Below are 16,737 nucleotides of genomic sequence, written 5' to 3' on the forward strand. Positions count from 1 at the left end.
CGCGCCGAGCGACGAGAATTGAAGGCATGACGGATGCCCCACGCGGACTGACCCCTCGCTGGCGGGAGCTTCTCGAACTGAACCCGTATGACCGCGACCACTGGGCGGCGCTGCGGGTCGGGCTCACGACCGCGATCCCGCTCGTCGCGCTCTGGGCGGCCGGGCGCACCGACCTCGCGGTGTTCGCGGTGTTCGGCGCGTTCACGAGCGTCTACGGCCGCAACTTCCCTCACGTCTCCCGGCTGCGCCTGCAGCTCATCGCGGGCGGCGCCCAGCTGCTGTCGATCGCCGTCGGCGGTGCCATCGCGCTCTCGCCGCAGCGCACGCTGCTCGTCATCCCGGTCGCGGCCCTCTGGGCGTTCGGGGCGTCACTGCTCGCCGATCGCGTGCGCTGGACGCCGCCGGGGCCGATGTTCCAGGTGTTCAGCCTCGCCGCGATCGCCTTCGCACCGCTGACGCCCGCGGTCTACGCCTCGGGGTTCGTCGTGGCGCTGACATCCGTCGTTCTCGCCGTGCTCATCGGGTATGTGGGCCGCCTGATCTGGCGGGCGCATGAAGGGCGCCTGCACAACCCGTACACGAAGCCGATCGTCGTGCCCCCGTATGACGGCGGGCACGTCGGGCACGCGCTGCTGTTCCTGGTCGGCGCGGGCGTGGCCGGGGCGATCCCCGCCGTGATCGGCATCGGGCACCCCTACTGGGCGATGGTCACCGCGATCGCGGCGCTCTCGGTGCCCGGCACCTACCACCGCGTGCTGCGGGCGACGCACCGCTTCGTCGGAACCATGCTCGGCCTCGCCATCGGCGCTCTGCTGCTGCTCACCCACCCCACCGGCCTGTTCGCGATCGCGCTGGTCGTCGTGCTGCAGGCCGGTGCCGAGTTCGTCGTGGTGCGCAACTACTCGCTGGCGCTGATCTTCCTGACGCCTCTCGTGCTCGTGATCGGCGAGCTCGGCGGCCCGCAGCCGCTCGGCGCACTGATCTGGCAGCGCGGCATCGAGACCTTCATCGGCGTGGCAGTCGCCGTGGTCATCGCGGTGCTGATCGAGGTCTTCGGCGAGCGGAAACGCGGCCGAAACGGGCAGCCGGATACGATCCGTTCATGACCTCAACCCCCACCGCGCCTGCGGCCCCCGCCTCGACGATCATCGAGCCCGGTGGCATCGAGGCGATCCCGGCAGATCGCCGGCACGGCTCGCCGTGGCAGCTGTTCGCGACCTGGAGCTCGCCCAACCTCGAGTTCGCCACGGTCTATGTCGGCCTGATCGCCGTCGCCTTCTTCGGGCTGAATCTGCCCGCTGCGATTCTTGCGATCGTGATCGGCAACGCGCTCGGGTCGCTGACCCAGGGCATCCTGTCGACGTGGGGCCCCCGCGAGGGCCTCGCCCAGCTCGTGCTGAGCCGCACGGCGTTCGGCACGCGCGGCAACATCCTGCCCGCGGCGATCAACACGATCATGGCGGGGCTCGGGTGGTTCGCGACCAACTCGGTCAGCGGCACGCTCGCGCTGAGCGCCCTGACCGGTATGCCTGCGTGGCTCGCGCTCGTCATCGTGGTCGTGGTGCAGGTGGGGCTCGCCTTCGTCGGCCACGACCTCGTGCAGCACTTCGAGCGCTACGCGGCCATCGTGCTCGGCATCATCTTCCTCATCGCGTGCATCGTGATCTTCGCGCACACGGGTGACGGGGCCGCCCCCAAGGGCGCCGGCTGGCACTTCGGGGGCTTCATGCTCACCGTGTCGGCGGCGTTCGGGTACGCGGCCGGCTGGAACCCGTACGCCAGCGACTACACGCGCTACCAGAAGAAGGACGTCTCGAAGCTGCAGCTCGGGCTGGCCGCCGGCCTCGGCGACTTCGTCAGCTGCACGGTGCTGATGATCGCGGGCGCGGCATCCGTCTACATCCTGTTCCCGGGTGAGAACCCGACCGACAGCTTCGTGCACTCGCTGCCGACCTGGTTGCGCGACCTCACGCTGCTCGCGATCGCGGTCGGCGCCATCGCCGCGAACGCGCTCAACATCTACTCGGGGGCCATGTCGTTCCTCGCGGCGGGCATCAAGATCCGCTTCGGGCTGCGCCGTGCGATCATCGCGCTCGGCTTCGGCATCATCGGCTTCGTCATCGCCCTGATCGCGGTGCTCGACGCGCACTTCGAGGAGTGGTACGAGAACTTCCTGCTCGTCATCGCCTACTGGATCGCGCCCTGGCTCGGCGTCGTGCTCGTCGACCGCTTCCTGCGGCGCGGCACGTCGATCGCCGAGCTGGTCACCGACCACGCGAAGTACCGGAACTGGGCCGGGCCAATCGCGCTCGTCGTCGCCGGCGCGATCTCGATCTGGCTGTTCTCGAACCAGACGTTCTATGCGGGCCTCATCGTCACCGCGACCACGCCGAAGGGCGGAACGTCGCCGATCGGCGACATCACGCCGTTCGTCGGCTTCGTGCTGGCCGCCGTCATCTACTGGGCGTTGTTCGTTGCCCTGAAGGTGCGCCTCGGCGGCCCGCTCGAGAGCGAGCCCGATCTGGTGGTCGGTGTCGACGCGGCGGACGAGGTGGCCTAGCTGTGGCTGACGCGCTGTATGAGACGGATGCCGCTAAGCTGGCGGTCGCCGTGGAAGAGGCGCGGGCGGGGCTGGCTGAGGGCGGCATCCCCATCGGCGCCGCCCTCTTCACCCGCGACGGCCGACTGCTCGGGCGCGGGCACAACCGCCGCGTGCAGCAGGACGACCCGTCGATCCACGGTGAGACGGACGCCTTCCGCAACGCCGGCCGTCAGCGCTCGTACCGCGACACGGTGATGGTCACGACGCTCTCGCCGTGCTGGTACTGCTCCGGCCTCGTGCGCCAGTTCGGCATCGGCCGGGTGATCATCGGCGATGACCAGTCGTTCCGCGGCGGCCAGGACTGGCTCGCCGAGAACGGTGTCGACGTGACGATCGTCAATGATCCAGAGCTGATCGCTCTGATGAGCGGCTGGATCGACGAGCACCCGCACCTGTGGAACGAGGACATCGGCGAGGAGTGACCGGCATTCGATCATTGAGGAGCCCGCGGAGCTTGCGGCCCTTCGAGACGCGGCGCTTCGCGGCACTCCTCAGGAACTGCGGGAGTCTCGCAATGGCCGAGCGCTGGTGCCAATGATCGACGCCAGAACCATCGCGCTGTCGCTCGTCGGCGTGCTCGCGCTCGTGGCGCTCGCAACCGGACTGCTCGTCTGGATGCGGGCGCCACAGCCGTTCGCGCCGGCATGGGCGGTGCTGCGCGGAACGCTGCAGCTCGCGGCGATCAGCCTGGTGCTGTCGGGCATCATCCGCAGCGGTCTGCTGATCGCAGCCGCGCTCGTGGTCATGTTCGCCGTCGCGTCGTGGACGGCGGCGCGGCGGCTCGGAGTGCTGCGCGAGCGGTACGTCCCCGTCGCGGTGGCGATGGGGGCAGGCATCCTGATCAGCCTCGCCATCGTGTTCCTGACGGGCGCGATCGACTTCACGCCGCGCTACGCGCTGGCGATCGGCGGGATCGTGATCGGGAACGCGATGACGATCGCGACGCTCAGCGGCCGGCGCTTCGTCGAGCTGGTCGACGACCGCTGGGAGGACGTCGAGGGTTGGCTCGCGCTCGGCGCACGCCCCCGTGAGGCGACGCGCGAGCTGGTGCGCCGGGCGATCCACGCCGCGTTGGTGCCGACGACGGACCAGACCCGCACGACGGGTCTCGTCACGCTGCCCGGCGCGTTCGTTGGCGCCGTCTTCGGTGGTGTCTCACCGCTCGAAGCCGGGCGATTTCAGATCGTGGTGCTCGCGTCGATCATCGGCTGCGGCGCAATCGTGGCCGTCGTGCTGACCGCGTGGCTCGCGCCGGTGCGCGTGCGGCCGGCGATCCTCACGTAGCGCGGTATTCCGCTCACGCGCCGCGCTTGCCAAGATGAGTGCAGCTCACCAGAGAGCGCGAAAGAAAGCGAGCCATGTCGACAGACACCAGCCAGGCGTCGAGGCGCGCTCGGGTCGGCGGAGTTCCCGGCGTTGAGATCCTCTGGCACACGCGCCGCTTGGTGATCAATGCGATCGTGTTCGGCTTCGTGTATGCGCTTCCGCTGACGGCGACGCGGGGCACCGCAGACGTCACTCTCACGCTGCACCCGAGTCCGTTCGTCTTCCTCGCGCTCGCGGCAGTGTTCTTCGCGTCTGTCAGCTGGGTGATTCGCTCCGCCCCGGACGAGGCGGCGGCGATCCGCGTGCTGCGGCGGGCATCGCGCGTCGTCGTCACCATTGCGCTCGGCTCCCTGGTGATCGCGCTGGTGTGGTTCTTCACCACCCCGATCACCGGCTGGCCGTTCGAGAACAGCTGGATCGCACCCTTCCCCTTCGGCACCGTCACTGTCGACGTGTCGTCGGTTCAGTAGCCGCCGGCCGAGCCCGAGCCGTCTGAGGTCGACGCGGACGTCGTGATCTTCGCGCCGTCAGGGGCGACGGCCCACCATTCGTTCTCGTACAGCTGACCGGTCACCTCGCCCGCCGCGCTGTCGCCCGAGAAGGTGTAGATCGGCAGTCCGTCGATCGTCACCTGCTTCGTGCCGTTCGGCCCGGCGATCGTTCCCACCTTGCCCGTCACGCCCGTCACCTTGGGGGTGCCGGATGCCGTCACCGCCGGCCACAGCGCGAGGCAGACACCTGTGCAGGCCGACGACTTCTCGCCCTTCGTGTCCTTGCCGTAGAAGTAGACGGTCATGCCCTTGCCGTCGACCACGATCTTCCCGAGCGAGCTCGAGGCGGTGGTGAGCGTGTCGCCGGAGGAGGCGGAGGAGCCGCCGCCGGCCGGCGACGAGCTGGCCTTCGGAGTCGTTCCCCCGTAAGCGCCGGCCGAGCCGACCGTGTTGCCCGAGCAGCCCGCGAGCACGAGTGCGGCGAGAGAGCCGATGGCTACGGACAGTGCAATTGTTTTCCTACTCATGCCTGTGTCACGTAACGCGACGGCGCCCGGTTCACCTCACCGGCGAACTGAGCAGCACGGTCCCCGTCTTCACATCGCGTACCTGCACGGTGCGCAGCTCCGCCTTCGGCGTGTCGACCGCGCCCGAGGTGTGGATCTCCGAGCCCGGCCACGCCGACCACGACGAGACGCGGGTCGCGCGGCCGGAAGCATCCGTCACATACAGCGCGTAGCTGCGGTAGCTCACCTCGAAACCGGCCGGCTGCTCCGCATAGCCGCACGTCATGCCGATTTCGGTGCCCCACCGCTTGCTCGTCAGCGAGACCGTCGCGGTGATCGGGCTCTGCACGGTCTGCGCGAGCGTGATGCGCGTGTCCGGGGCGTTCAGGCGCGCGGGCAGCACGATCGCGGCGGCGATGGCGAGCGCGGCGACAGCGGATGCCGCGGCCAGGCCCCAGCGCCGGGCGAGGCGCCGACGGCGGACGCGGTGGGCGAGCGCGGCGAGCAGGTCGGAACCCGCAGGAGGCGCCGAAGGCTGCGTCTCGAAAGGCGATCCTGCGGCTGCGCGCTCCGCGGCGAGCGGGTTCGGCACGCGCGACAGCAGCGCGGGCATCACGGCGAGCTCCCCGACGGCGGCGCGGCAGTCCGCGCACTCCTCGAGGTGCGCCTCGAAGCGGCGGCGGTCATCGGGCGAGAGGGCGCCCAGCACATAGGCGGCATCCCACTCGTGCACGTTCTCGACGGGCTGCTGCCCGCTCGCGGCATCCGTCATCGCGTCACTCCCTTCTCTTGCAGCGCGAGGCGCAGCGCCCGCAGCCCGTAGTGCAAGCGGCTCTTCACGGTGCCCTCCGGAATCTCGAGCTCTCCGGCGATCTCGGCCACCGAGCGGCCGCCGTAGTACGCGAGCGCGATCACCTTTCGGTGCTCCTCGCTCAGCGCGGCGAGGGCGTCGCCGATCAGCCACGCGTCGAGCATGCGCTCGGTCTCGTCGGCCGCGATCGGCTCGGGCATCGTCTCGACGGCCGTGGGCGTCTCGTGCCGGCGGCGCGCGCTGCGCGCATCGTCGATGACCAGGTTGCGTGCGACCGTGAAGAGCCAGGCGCGAGCGGATGCCACACGCTGATCGAGCACCGTCGGCTTGCGCCAGGCGCGCAGCAGCGTCTCCTGCACGATGTCCTCCGACTGCGCGGCATCGCCGGTGAGCGACATCACATAGCGCCACAGCGGGCGCGCGTGCTCGTCGTGCAGCGCGCGCAGCAGCGCGTCCTCGTCGTTCGGCACACGCACCTCCTCACCGAGGACACGGAAGGGACAGGCATCCGGTTCAATCGGCCCTGCCCGACACCCACGATCGCGGGCGCTCGCATTCTCAGAATGAACCTCAACTGCCTCGATAACGTGCGGTCATTGTGAACCTGCACACTTTCGCCGGACTCCCGCTGCACATCCTGCTCGTCCACTTCATGGTCGTCGGCGGCCCGCTCACCGCGATCGCGGTGCTGCTGCACGCGTTCTGGCCCGCCGCGCGGCGTCGCCTGGGCGTCGTGACGCCGATTGCGGGCCTCGCCATCCTTGTGCTGACGCCGATCACGGTCGAGGCGGGGGAGTACCTGCAGTCCGTCGTCGGCACGACGCCTGCGCTCGCGACCCACGTCGAGCGCGGCGAGGGCCTGCTGCCCTGGTCGATCGCGCTGTTCGTCGTCGCGGCCGCCGAGTGGGTGTGGTGGCGCTTCGCGCTCGGCCCCGGCTTCGACGTGCGGCTCACCTCTGGCGTGCGCTGGGGCGGCACGGTGGTCGTGTGGGTCGCTGCCGCCGTGATCGGCGTGGGATTCCTGGTCGAGATCTTCCTGATCGGCGACTCGGGTTCTCGCGCGGTGTGGGGCGGGCTTCACCTCTGACGCACCGGGTGCGCGGGCCTCACGGCTTCGGTTCGAGGCCCAGCCCCCGTAATAGGGGTGTTTCCGGTGAGTAAACATTTGTGAGCGTCCCTCACTGCCGTGTTGTTCGCTGACTTATCCTCAGGCCATGCCCGTCGATCTCCTGAAGCTGGCGCAGACTGCGCGCGACGCTGCGTTCAGCGTGCTGGCGGCGCCGGGTTTCGCCCGCTTCGGCAGAGGCAGTCGAATTCTGCTGCCGTTCCGCTGGGGAAATCGGGACAAGATCGCTGTCGGCGAGGGGTGCCTGATCGCCGCCGGCTCGTGGCTTCTCGTACCGGACCGCACGGCGACCGGACCCGTGATCGTGATCGGTGACCGCGTGCGCATGCACCAGACCTCAGTGACCGGGGTGATGAGCGTGATCATCGAAGACGGGGTGGAGCTCGCGCGCGGTGTGTACATCTCGGATCACATGCACGGCTTCGCCGACCCTGACCGGTACATCCGTGACCAGCCGCTGGAGCGCGTGGCTCCGGTGCGGATCTGCCGCGGCGCGTGGCTCGGCCAGAACGTCGTCGTGCTGCCCGGAGTGACCATCGGTGCGGGTGCGGTGGTCGGCGCGAACAGCGTCGTGCGCGAAGACGTCCCCGCCCGCAGCGTCGCCGTCGGAGCGCCCGCGCGCGTCGTCCGACAGCTCGCAGTGTAGGGGCGGCGGTCGTGGCGCTCGACGCGATCTTCACGTTCTCCTACGAGACGTATGCCGACGCGCGGGCGCGGGAGATGATGAGGCCGCCGGATCGCATCCTCGAGACGTTGATCGCCGAGCAGGACAGCGGTGCGATCGGCCGCCTGCTCGTCGCGAACCCGTTCCGCTCCGTGGTGTCGGTCGCTGCGCATCGCGTGCTGCGCGACCAGGCCGCCTTTCCTGCGACCGCGACCAGGCATCTCGTCGAGCCGACCCGGCTGGCTCGCGCAGACTCGGCCGCGCCCGAGGTCGTAGAGCGGCAATACGCGGCCTACGACCGCGCGCTGCGCAGAGCTGCGAGCCGCTTCGCCCTCGAGCGCCCCGCCGTCATCACCACGAACCCGGTGGTGGCGGGGTTCGCGCCGCTCGAATGGGCCGGCTCCGTGTCGTACTTCGGGCGAGACGACTGGCTGACGACCCCGGCGAAGCGGCGCTGGTGGGACGTGTACGCGGAGGCGTACGCACGCATCGCGCGCCGCGGCATCGCCGTCACCGCGGTGAGCAAGCAGATCGTGGACCGCATCGCGGCCGCAGACCCGGGCGGGCTGCGCGGACCGTCCGCCGTGGTTCCGAACGGCGTGGACCCGCGCGAGTGGCTCGGCCCCGCCCACCCGCCGCCCGCATGGTTCGCTGCGCTGCCGGGGCCCCGCGCCGTGCACGTCGGCACTCTGGACAGCAGAATCGACGTCGAGGGAATCGCCTCGCTCGCGCGCGCACGTCCCGAGCTGTCGATCGTGCTTCTGGGGTCGGTGCCCGATGAGCGCGAGGTCGCGCCGCTGCGCCGAGTGGCGAACATCACGATCGCGCCCCACGTGGGCCGCGCCGAGCTCGTCGCCGTGCTGCGCGCCGCCGAGATCGCGCTGCTCGCGCACCGGCGCACGCCGCTCACGGAGGCGATGAGTCCGCTCAAGCTCTATGAGTATCTGGCGGCGGGGGCGCCCGTGCTGGCGGTCGACCTGCCGCCCGTTCGCGGCCTCGGGCCCCGCGTGCTGCTGACCGAGGACGTGGCGGCGTTCGCCCGCGCGACGGATGCCGCTCTGGCGCTGGGCCGCGCCCCCGAATCCGAGCGCGAGCGCTTCGTCGATGAGAACTCATGGCGCTCTCGGCACCGCGTGCTCCTCGACCTGGCGCTGCCGGCCGTCGCCGACATTTCGCCCAGGTGACAAGTGACAAACACTCACGTAAAAACCTGACGATCGCTCTGTTTTGCGGCCGCACGTGACCCTAGCGTGGGGGACACCAGCCCGTGACAACCCCCGATGCGTGGAGGACGAGATGTCCGAATCCGCAGTACCTGTCCGCCTCGCGGTGGCGCCGCAACCGCTCCGCCTCGCCTGGCAGCGGCGCGTTCAGCTCGCGCTGGTCGCAACGGATGCCGCCGCCATCGTGGTCGCCATCGCGGTCGCCCAGCTCGGGCGCTTCGGCACGGCGGGCCTGCGCGGCACCGCCCCGCATTCGATCGAGTACCGCGGGCTCGCGCTCATCGTGGCGCTCGCCTGGCTGCTCGGGCTGTGGGCGACGCGATCGCGCGATCGCCGCATCCTCGGGGTCGGGCTCACCGAATACGGCAGGGTGGCGAACGCCACGTTCTTCACCTTCGGGCTGCTGGCGATCCTCGCGTATCTCGCGCAGCTGACCATCGCGCGCGGGTACCTCGCCATCGCGCTGCCGCTCGGCCTCGCGCTGCTGCTGGCCGGCCGCCTCTACTGGCGTGGGCGCGTGCACGCGATGCGCCGAGCGGGGCGCTGCCTCACCGGTGCGATCGTCGTGGGCGGCGGCGCCGAGGTCGAGCGTGCCGTGGCCGAGCTACGCGGCCAGCTCCGGGCCGGCTACAAGGCCATCGCCGTAGCGCTCACCGATGACCGCGAGCCGAACGGGCCGGCATCCGCTCTGCCCCGGGTCCAGCTGGATGAGCTCGTGGACACCGTCCGCAGCAGTCGCACGCGCGCCGTGATGATCGCAGGCGGTCTGCCCGGGGGGAATGAGCAGATCCGCGAGCTCGGCTGGGCCTTCGAGGACTCAGGCGTCGAGTTGATCCTCGTCTCACGGCTGATCGAAGTGGCCGGCCCGCGCATGCACTGGCGCCCCGTCGAGGGTCTGCCGATGGTGCATGTGGACCTTCCCCGCTTCTCCGGATTCAACTACACCGTCAAGCGCGCGTTCGACATCGTCGTCGGGGCGGTCGGGCTGATCGTCGCGAGCCCCCTGATGCTCGTCGTGGCGCTCGCGGTGATGTCAGACGGCGGCCCCGTGCTCTTCCGCCAGCAGCGGGTCGGCATGCGCGGCGGGCGCTTCGCGATGCTCAAGTTCCGATCGATGGTCGTGGACGCAGAGGCCAGACTGCCTGAGCTGACGCAGCGCAACGAGGGCGCGGGGCCGCTGTTCAAGATGAGAGACGACCCGCGCGTCACCCGCGTCGGGCGGGTCATCCGCCGCCTGTCGCTCGACGAGCTGCCTCAGCTTCTCAACGTGCTGCGCGGCGAGATGAGCCTGGTCGGCCCGCGGCCTCCGTTGCCGAGGGAGGTCGACCACTATGAGGGCCGCGCGAACCGCCGACTGCTCATCAAGCCGGGAATCACCGGGCCGTGGCAGGTCTCCGGTCGCAGCGAGCTGAGCTGGGAGGAGAGCGTCAAGCTCGACCTCTGGTACGTCGAGAACTGGTCCCTGACGAACGACATGATGATCCTTCTGCGCACGGCGCGGACGGTGCTCACTCACGAAGGAGCGTACTGATGACGAAGGAGAGAGTGCTGCTCGTCTGCTCGGGCGGCGGCCACCTGAAGCAGCTCTTCGCGCTGGCCGAGCGCATCGGCATCGCGCCGGATCAGCAGCTGTGGCTGACGTTCCGCAATGGGCTCAGCGAGTCGCTGCTGGCCGAGCGTGAAGTCATCTTCACGCCGTTCGCCGCGCCGCGCGACGCCACCAACATCCTGCGCCTGCGCGCCTTCGGCGAGCTGCTGCTCGCGACGAACCGCTTCTCGATGGCGGTGTCGACGGGGTCGAGCCCCGCTGTGGCCGTGCTGCCTGTGGCGGTGAAGCACGGCATCCCTGCACACTACATCGAGTCGGCGGCGCGCGCCGAGGGGCCTTCCCTCTCGGGGCGGCTGATCGCGCGCAACGGGCACATTCCGACGTACACGCAGTACCCCGTCTGGGAGAACGAGCGATGGAGGTACCGCGGCTCGATCTTCGACTCGTTCCGGCCGGCCGGGACCTCCGGCCTGCGGCGGATCGCGCGCGTGGTCGTCTCGGTCGGAACGCAGGAGGGCTATCCGTTCCACCGGCTCTACCGCGCGCTCGCGCCGCTGCTCGACGGCTGCGACGTGCTCTGGCAGACGGGCACAGAAGACGTCTCCGAGTTCGGCATCCCCGGTCGGCCCATGGTGCCGCACGCCGAGCTGGCCCAGGCGATCGGTGAGGCGGACGTCGTGATCGCGCATGCCGGAACCGGCACGGCGATCACCGCGCTCGAGAACGGGAAGGTGCCCGTGCTCGTGCCGCGGCTCGCGAAGTTCCACGAGCACGTCGACGACCATCAAGTGCAGATCGCCCGCGAGCTTGAGAGGCGGGGCCTCGCGCTCATGCGGCACGCGGAGGACCTCACGATGGACGACCTCGTGCTCGCAGCCTCGCTGAGTGCGACGACCGCGGCGCCCCCGCGGTTCGAACTCGTCGCGTAGCCGCGTATTCGCATAGCCGCGTAGCCGCGTAGCCGCGCGGCTTGCGCGCTACGGGGCCGCTGCGCCCGCGACGTCCGCGGGCATCCTCTTCCCGAACAGGTCCTCCGAGAGCGGCCCGAGGGAGCCCTGTGGCGTGATCGTGACGGAGCGGGCATCCCTCGGTCGCAGGTCGCCGCTCGCCTGATCGCGGAAGGTGACGGTGCCCGCGCGGTTTCCGTCCCGTGACACCACTGCGGGCGTCCCGCACATCTTCGTGTTCCAGTACTCGATGATCGAGTTCGTCATGGGTGCGTCGCACGTGGAGATGTAGCCGACGATGTTGCGGTCGAACACGAGGCCGGGGGTCTTCACCAGCCGCACCGAGCCGTTCGCGAAGGTGTTGCCGCGCACGACCAGGTCGGTCGCGCTCTTCTCTTGAAGGGCCGCCGACGACCCGCCGCGGCAGTGCGGCGTGATCGTGATGCAGCCCTGTATGAAGTTCGATTCGACCGTCAGCTGGTGGATGCCTTTGCCGGCCCCGACCGAGATGATGAGCCCGGTGTTGTAGCAGTTCTTCAGTCGGTTACCCCTGATGGTCACGTGCGACGAGTCGAACACCTGGATGCAGTCGGCGTGCAGGTTGTCGTTCTTGTCCTGGTTGTAGTCGTGCACCGAGTTGCCCTCGATCAGCACGTTGTTCGAGAGCCCGACCTGGATGCCGTCGATCGACGACCCGTTCTTGAACTCCGAGTTCTTCACCGTCACGTCTGAGGAGCGCACGAAGAGACCGCCGCCGTCGACCGTGACGTCGTCGACCACGGTGCCGACGGCGCCGCTGTTCAGATACCACTGCACCGTCACCGTGATGCCGGTCCAGGTGAGGTGCGGCGCCGCGCTCGTGAGCGCTCCGAAGACCGGGTGCGCGCCCGGTTCCGGCTCGATCGTCGCGTTCCCGTGCGCGCCCGCGAGGTGCGGTGCGCCGTCGGCCGAGAGCCGGGTCGTCGGGTACCTGCCCCCGGCGAGCCTGATCGTCGTTCCCGCTGCGGCGCGGGCGACCGCGGTCGCGAGCTCACACGGCTTCGCGCTCGTGCAGCTGCTGCCCGTGCCGTCGGGCGCGACGTGGCTCTCGGTGATCGCCGGTCCGCCAGCAGGCGGCGTGCCGGGCGACTCGACCTCGTGCGCCGTTTTGTGCAGGGTGCTCAGCAGACCGCCCGAGCAGCCGCTGACCCCGAGCATGACGGCGGCCGCGAGGGCGGCGGCCGCGACGAGAGAGCGCCGCCGGGACATCACTCGGCCTTCGCGAGCACCGCCCACGCGAGCCGCGCGATCGCAGCCTGCCCGGCGGCCGACGGGTGGAAGAAGTCGACGCGGGAGATCTCGGCGGAGGAGAAGCCGTGCCGATGCACGGCGTCCCCGTCCCAGCTGCAGGTGGGGTGCTGCGCGCAGACATCCTCGATGGCCTCGTCGTACTGGTCGACGAGCTGGCCGACCGCGGCGCGCCGCTCGGCATCCGCAGGGGCGAGCGAACCGGCGTCGCCGAGCAGCGAGCGGCACCCGGGCGCTCTGCTCCAGGCCGCGGCCACGGCGCTGTTGCCGTGGCCGAGCCCCCAGAGCCGATTCAGGTCGGGCACCGAGAGGGCGAGGATGCGTGCCTTCGGCAGTGCGGTCGCCACGTCGCCGATGAGCTGCGCGTAGTCGGCGTGGAACTGAGCGGCCGTGGTCATCTGGTCGAACGACGGCTTGCAGGCGTCATTGGCGCCGATCAGCACGGTGACGAGCTGGGGCTTCGCGCTGATCACCTGGGGAACGGTGTCGAGCATCGTCGCGACCGTGCCGCCGTCGACCGCGCCGTTCGCGATCGACGGGCGATGGCCTGTCGCCTTCCCGATGCGGGCGGCGAGCGAGTCGACCTCGCTGTCGGAGCCCATGACCCAGGACGCCTGGGTGCATGCGCCGCGGTGCCCGCACGCGTTCACGCCGAGGCTCATGGAGTCGCCGAGCACGCCGATGGTCGTGATGCCGTCGATGAGCCCGGGTGCCGCGTCGTGTTGCGTCGCCGCGGCGCCGCCCGGTGCGGAGCACGCGGTGAACGCGAGCAGAGCCAGGGATGCCGCGACCAGCGTCGCGACGACCCGCGCACGTCTCACACCCGACTCGATTCGTCGCGGTTCCACAGAATCGGCAAGCCGGCGCGCACCTGCCTGCGCGCCCGAAGGCGAGGCACCGCCTTGCCGTAGCAGTAGACCGCAAGCGCGGGCCACAGCCGCGGATGCCCGATGACCCTGCGCAGTAGCGCGGTGGCCGGGTGCGCCGTCGCCGGTGCCTCGCGAACGAGGCCGCTGCGCTGCAGCTCGGCGTTGCCTGCCGCGATGCGCGTCGCCCTGGCGATCTCCGCATCGAGGGTCGCCGGGGCCGAGATCGAGAACGTGTGGTCGGCAAGCGTCCGGCGCTCCTCGGGAGCGAACAGCTGCTGCACGAACCGGTCATCGGCGATGAGCGACGGAAAGGCGCCGAAGCGGGCCCTGCCCGCCTGCGACAGCACATAGACGCCCGAGCCGATGTGCGCCTCGCGGCGATAATCGCTCTGCGCCCACATGCGGTAGTGCAGCCGCACGGCCAGGCTCGAATGCGACAGATCGATCGACAGCGCGGGGGCGGCGGCGAGCACCTCGGGCTCACGGGCCATCAGCTCGGCCACCGCGAGCAGTGCCCGCGACTCGACGCGCACGTCCGCGTCGACATAGGCGCGCGGGAACGTGCTCGCGGCGCGATCGCCCGCGTTCAGAGCGGACGGCTTCGAGGCGACCGGGATCTCCAGCACGCGGATGCGTGCGTCGACGGATGCCGCGGCGCGCGCGGTGTCGTCGGTGCACCCGTTCGCGACCACGATCAGCTCGAGCCGCTCCTCGGGGTCGCCGGCGACGAGGCGAGTCAGCAGGCGGGCGATCACGGCTTCCTCGTTGTGCGCCGGGATGATGACGCTCATCGCGTAGGGGTGCGGGCGGTCGGTCATGCGGTCACCTTCTCGGGCTCGGGGGTGTGGCTCGGGGGAAGCGCTGGGGTGGCGATCCGACGGCGGCGCTCGGTCTGGACCGCGAGCTCGACACCGGCCACCTCGCCGCCCAGCAGGGGCGATTCGCTGAGCAGCCATGCGCCGACGGCCCAGACCCAGCACAGGATGAAGAAGGTCTGCAGGAACCCGAAGGCGTCATAGAAGAAGAGGGCGGCGATGTAGCCGGCACACGACACGGCGCAGGCGAACGCGAGCTGGGCGTACCGGGGCGGCACGTCCCTGCGCAGGGCGAAGGCGATGAGGCGCAACGGCGGGGCGAGCATGAAGATCGCGAGGCCCAGCACGCCGACCGCGCCGGCCTCGAGCAGTGTGCCGAGCACCTGGTCGTCGAGGATGACGGCGTTCGCGTTCGGCCCGACGAGCACCCGCGAGCCGAACCCCGTGCCGAAGAACGGATGGGCCGCGACCTTCGCCATCGCCGGCCCGAGGTCGGCGAGGCGCCCTGCGCCGCCCCAGCCGGCCGAGGTGTACTGCGACGCGAGCAACTGGCTCGGGTCCAGGAACGAGCCGATCATCGTGCCGATCAGCTTGGGCAGGGCCACGGCGCCGATGAGCAGCGCGGGCACCGCGGCGCCGATCAGGATCGCCGCGAGCCGGGGCCGCAGCGTCAGCGTGAGCAGGATCATCACGGCGATGACGATGACCGCCGTGCGGCTGACCGCGGTCGTCATGCCGAGCAGGATCACCGCGATGAGCACTCCGTAGACGATCGTGCGGCTGATGCGATTGACGGGCTTCGCGCCGTGCTTCGACAGCCAGACCGCGAACGGCAAGGCCATGCACAGCATCACCGAGAGTGCGATCGGATGCTGCGCTGAGGCGTACGAGCGATCGCCGCCTGCCCGGAACGACTGCGTCTGGTCGCTGATCAGCTTCAGCGGCAAGACCTTGCCGAGGTCGAGGAAGACGTTCTCGTTCGTCACCTTCTCGACCACGGCGAAGAACGCGACCACGGCGGCCGACCACACGAAGAACTGGATCAGCAGCAGCACCCGTCCCTCGCTCCGAAGGAGCTGGCGCATGATGAAGAAGACGCTGATCAGCAGGCCGAAGTTGATGAATTGGCCGAGCACCGTCCCACCGAGGTCGTTCTCGGAGATGTACGCGACGTTCGTCGCGACCGAGAGGGCCATCGCGAGGAAGAACGCCCCGATGGAGGCTCCGAACTTGACCGGCTTCCAGGTGAAGCGCGGGTCGATCAGCAGAGCGACCACCATCGCGAGCATGATCGCCACGATCACGAGGCGGTAGGGCTCGAGCTGGAAGGGCAGCGGGATCGGGATCGCATAGCGCCGCACGGGGATGAACATGACGACGCTCGCCAGGATGATGAGCGCGGACGCCCAGGTGAACAGCGCCTTGCGGGCGAGGTACAGCACCGAGACCCCGATCAGGATGCCGCCGCCGATGAGCGGTGGAACCCAGAGTGCCGAGGCGAGCGCGATCGCCGCGAGCAGCGCTGCGGAGACGGTGGCCCGCGTCTTCATCTCTGCCTCGACCGTGCGCTAGGCGTCGATGACCGTGCGCGGGGGAGTGAAGGCATCCGCAGACGCGGCCGGAAGCGCCGCCGGCGACGGCTCGCTGTCCAGCTCCGGAATGCTCGCACGCGCGGCGCGGGCGCGTCGGGCCCGTTGCCGCTCACGGGACAGGGCGATGTTGTAGAGGACGAAGGCGAGGGCCACGAAGACGAGCAGGACACCGGCGCCGGTGATGGCGATCGGAATCGCCGGGTTCGAGCCCTCGACCGCCTCGGCAGCGCCCGAGGTGATCGTCGTGATCTGGATGCGATCGGATGGCGCGACCTTGGAGTGGACCTGCTGAGCCACGACGTAGCCCTTGAACGCGTCGGCCGCCGTCCTCGAGATCGTCTCGGCTCGGGCGGCCGAGTCGCTCTCGCCGACGATGTTGATCATGGGAAGCGCGTATTTGCCGGGGAACTGCTCGTTTCCGGCCGGCTGAGTCGTGCGGCTGACCGCCGTCAGCAGGTCGTCCTGGCCAAAGGTGCCGATCTTGGCCTCGACCTGATGCTTGATCGTGTCGCCGGAGATCAGGTACGCGTAGATCACCGCAGTCTGGGCGAGGTTGGTCTGCTGCACGGGCTGACCGGGCGCCTGGGTCGGCCCCACCTGCTGGTCGGTGTAGATCGACTGGTCCGCCGACCCGAGCATCACGGTCGTCGCCGCCGTGTACTGCTGCGTCGTGCGGGAGACCAGCTTGCCGTCGACCAGCGTGAAACCGGCGACCATGGCCGCCATCGCGGCGATGACGACGCCGACCGCGAGCAGCCACTTGTAGCGCCAGAGGACTCTGAGGTACTGCGGAACGTCCATATGCGTCGCCTTCTCTCGCATTGGGGATCGGTGGGGTGGTGCGGCACCGCACCCGAGCTTGAGTCGAACTTCAGCGTGCACCCGCGAGGTTGACAATGATGTTTCCTCATGTTGCCGTGATGTAAAAG

The 16,737-nt window shown here is 69.9% G+C and carries 17 protein-coding genes and 1 pseudogene; 10 read left to right on the forward strand and 8 right to left on the reverse strand.

The features are described from left to right. Window positions 1-26: 26 nt before the first annotated feature. From ABD736_RS11570 to ABD736_RS11590, 5 genes are all read left to right on the forward strand, one after another. Window positions 27-1,106, forward strand: coding sequence for an FUSC family protein (locus ABD736_RS11570; RefSeq protein WP_344791920.1), 1,080 nt, complete (start codon window positions 27-29; stop codon window positions 1,104-1,106). Continuing rightward, complete coding sequence (locus ABD736_RS11575) at window positions 1,103-2,560, forward strand: purine-cytosine permease family protein (RefSeq protein ID WP_344791921.1); 1,458 nt, start codon at window positions 1,103-1,105, stop codon at window positions 2,558-2,560. The genes ABD736_RS11570 and ABD736_RS11575 overlap by 4 nt, the downstream gene beginning before the upstream one ends. A 2-nt stretch (window positions 2,561-2,562) precedes the next feature. Beyond that, window positions 2,563-3,024: a nucleoside deaminase gene (locus ABD736_RS11580; RefSeq protein ID WP_344791922.1), complete on the forward strand. Its 462-nt coding sequence runs from the start codon at window positions 2,563-2,565 to the stop codon at window positions 3,022-3,024. A 112-nt stretch (window positions 3,025-3,136) separates the two neighbouring features. Beyond that, window positions 3,137-3,886: an ABC transporter permease gene (locus ABD736_RS11585; RefSeq protein ID WP_344791923.1), complete on the forward strand. Its 750-nt coding sequence runs from the start codon at window positions 3,137-3,139 to the stop codon at window positions 3,884-3,886. Between the two features lie 74 nt (window positions 3,887-3,960). Continuing rightward, on the forward strand, window positions 3,961-4,398 hold the full coding sequence (locus tag ABD736_RS11590) for a hypothetical protein (protein ID WP_344791924.1): 438 nt from the start codon (window positions 3,961-3,963) through the stop codon (window positions 4,396-4,398). On the opposite strand, the gene ABD736_RS11595 is transcribed toward ABD736_RS11590, so the two are convergent. The 3 genes from ABD736_RS11595 to ABD736_RS11605 are packed head-to-tail and all read right to left on the reverse strand — an operon-like array spanning window position 4,392 to window position 6,206. Further along, window positions 4,392-4,946, reverse strand: a complete 555-nt coding sequence (locus tag ABD736_RS11595; RefSeq protein WP_344791925.1) for a COG4315 family predicted lipoprotein — start codon at window positions 4,944-4,946, stop codon at window positions 4,392-4,394. The two genes, ABD736_RS11590 and ABD736_RS11595, sit on opposite strands and share 7 nt — an antisense overlap. A gap of 31 nt (window positions 4,947-4,977) precedes the next feature. Beyond that, window positions 4,978-5,697 (reverse strand): anti-sigma factor family protein, encoded by a 720-nt coding sequence (locus tag ABD736_RS11600; protein WP_344791926.1) that lies wholly within the window; start codon window positions 5,695-5,697, stop codon window positions 4,978-4,980. Next, window positions 5,694-6,206, reverse strand: a complete 513-nt coding sequence (locus tag ABD736_RS11605; RefSeq protein WP_344791927.1) for a sigma-70 family RNA polymerase sigma factor — start codon at window positions 6,204-6,206, stop codon at window positions 5,694-5,696. Before ABD736_RS11605 ends, ABD736_RS11600 begins: the two co-directional genes overlap by 4 nt. A gap of 128 nt (window positions 6,207-6,334) precedes the next feature. Between ABD736_RS11605 and ABD736_RS11610 the strand changes: the two genes are divergently transcribed. The 5 genes and pseudogenes from ABD736_RS11610 to ABD736_RS11630 all read left to right on the forward strand — a co-directional run bounded on the left by ABD736_RS11610 (window position 6,335) and on the right by ABD736_RS11630 (window position 11,227). Then, window positions 6,335-6,823 carry a hypothetical protein gene (locus tag ABD736_RS11610; RefSeq protein WP_344791928.1) on the forward strand — a complete coding sequence of 163 codons (489 nt, stop codon included), beginning with the start codon at window positions 6,335-6,337 and terminating at the stop codon, window positions 6,821-6,823. A gap of 535 nt (window positions 6,824-7,358) precedes the next feature. Beyond that, window positions 7,359-7,508, forward strand: a pseudogene (locus ABD736_RS16380) (sugar O-acetyltransferase); the annotation flags it as partial. Between the two features lie 11 nt (window positions 7,509-7,519). Then, complete coding sequence (locus tag ABD736_RS11620) at window positions 7,520-8,710, forward strand: glycosyltransferase (protein WP_344791931.1); 1,191 nt, start codon at window positions 7,520-7,522, stop codon at window positions 8,708-8,710. Between the two features lie 112 nt (window positions 8,711-8,822). Then, window positions 8,823-10,280: a sugar transferase gene (locus ABD736_RS11625; protein ID WP_344791932.1), complete on the forward strand. Its 1,458-nt coding sequence runs from the start codon at window positions 8,823-8,825 to the stop codon at window positions 10,278-10,280. Next, on the forward strand, window positions 10,280-11,227 hold the full coding sequence (locus ABD736_RS11630; RefSeq protein ID WP_344791933.1) for a glycosyltransferase: 948 nt from the start codon (window positions 10,280-10,282) through the stop codon (window positions 11,225-11,227). The genes ABD736_RS11625 and ABD736_RS11630 overlap by 1 nt, the downstream gene beginning before the upstream one ends. Window positions 11,228-11,275: 48 nt before the next feature. On the opposite strand, the gene ABD736_RS11635 is transcribed toward ABD736_RS11630, so the two are convergent. The 5 genes from ABD736_RS11635 to ABD736_RS11655 are packed head-to-tail and all read right to left on the reverse strand — an operon-like array spanning window position 11,276 to window position 16,609. After that, window positions 11,276-12,493, reverse strand: a complete 1,218-nt coding sequence (locus tag ABD736_RS11635) for a right-handed parallel beta-helix repeat-containing protein (RefSeq protein WP_344791934.1) — start codon at window positions 12,491-12,493, stop codon at window positions 11,276-11,278. Next, window positions 12,493-13,353, reverse strand: a complete 861-nt coding sequence (locus ABD736_RS11640) for an SGNH/GDSL hydrolase family protein (RefSeq protein WP_344791935.1) — start codon at window positions 13,351-13,353, stop codon at window positions 12,493-12,495. Before ABD736_RS11640 ends, ABD736_RS11635 begins: the two co-directional genes overlap by 1 nt. Next, complete coding sequence (locus ABD736_RS11645) at window positions 13,350-14,219, reverse strand: glycosyltransferase (protein WP_344791936.1); 870 nt, start codon at window positions 14,217-14,219, stop codon at window positions 13,350-13,352. The genes ABD736_RS11640 and ABD736_RS11645 overlap by 4 nt, the downstream gene beginning before the upstream one ends. Next, entirely contained in the window at window positions 14,216-15,766 is a 1,551-nt protein-coding gene (locus ABD736_RS11650; RefSeq protein WP_344791937.1) for an O-antigen ligase family protein, read from the reverse strand. Before ABD736_RS11650 ends, ABD736_RS11645 begins: the two co-directional genes overlap by 4 nt. An 18-nt stretch (window positions 15,767-15,784) precedes the next feature. After that, on the reverse strand, window positions 15,785-16,609 hold the full coding sequence (locus ABD736_RS11655) for a hypothetical protein (RefSeq protein ID WP_344791938.1): 825 nt from the start codon (window positions 16,607-16,609) through the stop codon (window positions 15,785-15,787). Between the last annotated feature and the right edge of the window lie 128 nt (window positions 16,610-16,737).

It is taken from the genome of Gryllotalpicola daejeonensis (genome assembly GCF_039538145.1).
GTDB classification, from domain to species: domain Bacteria; phylum Actinomycetota; class Actinomycetes; order Actinomycetales; family Microbacteriaceae; genus Gryllotalpicola; species Gryllotalpicola daejeonensis.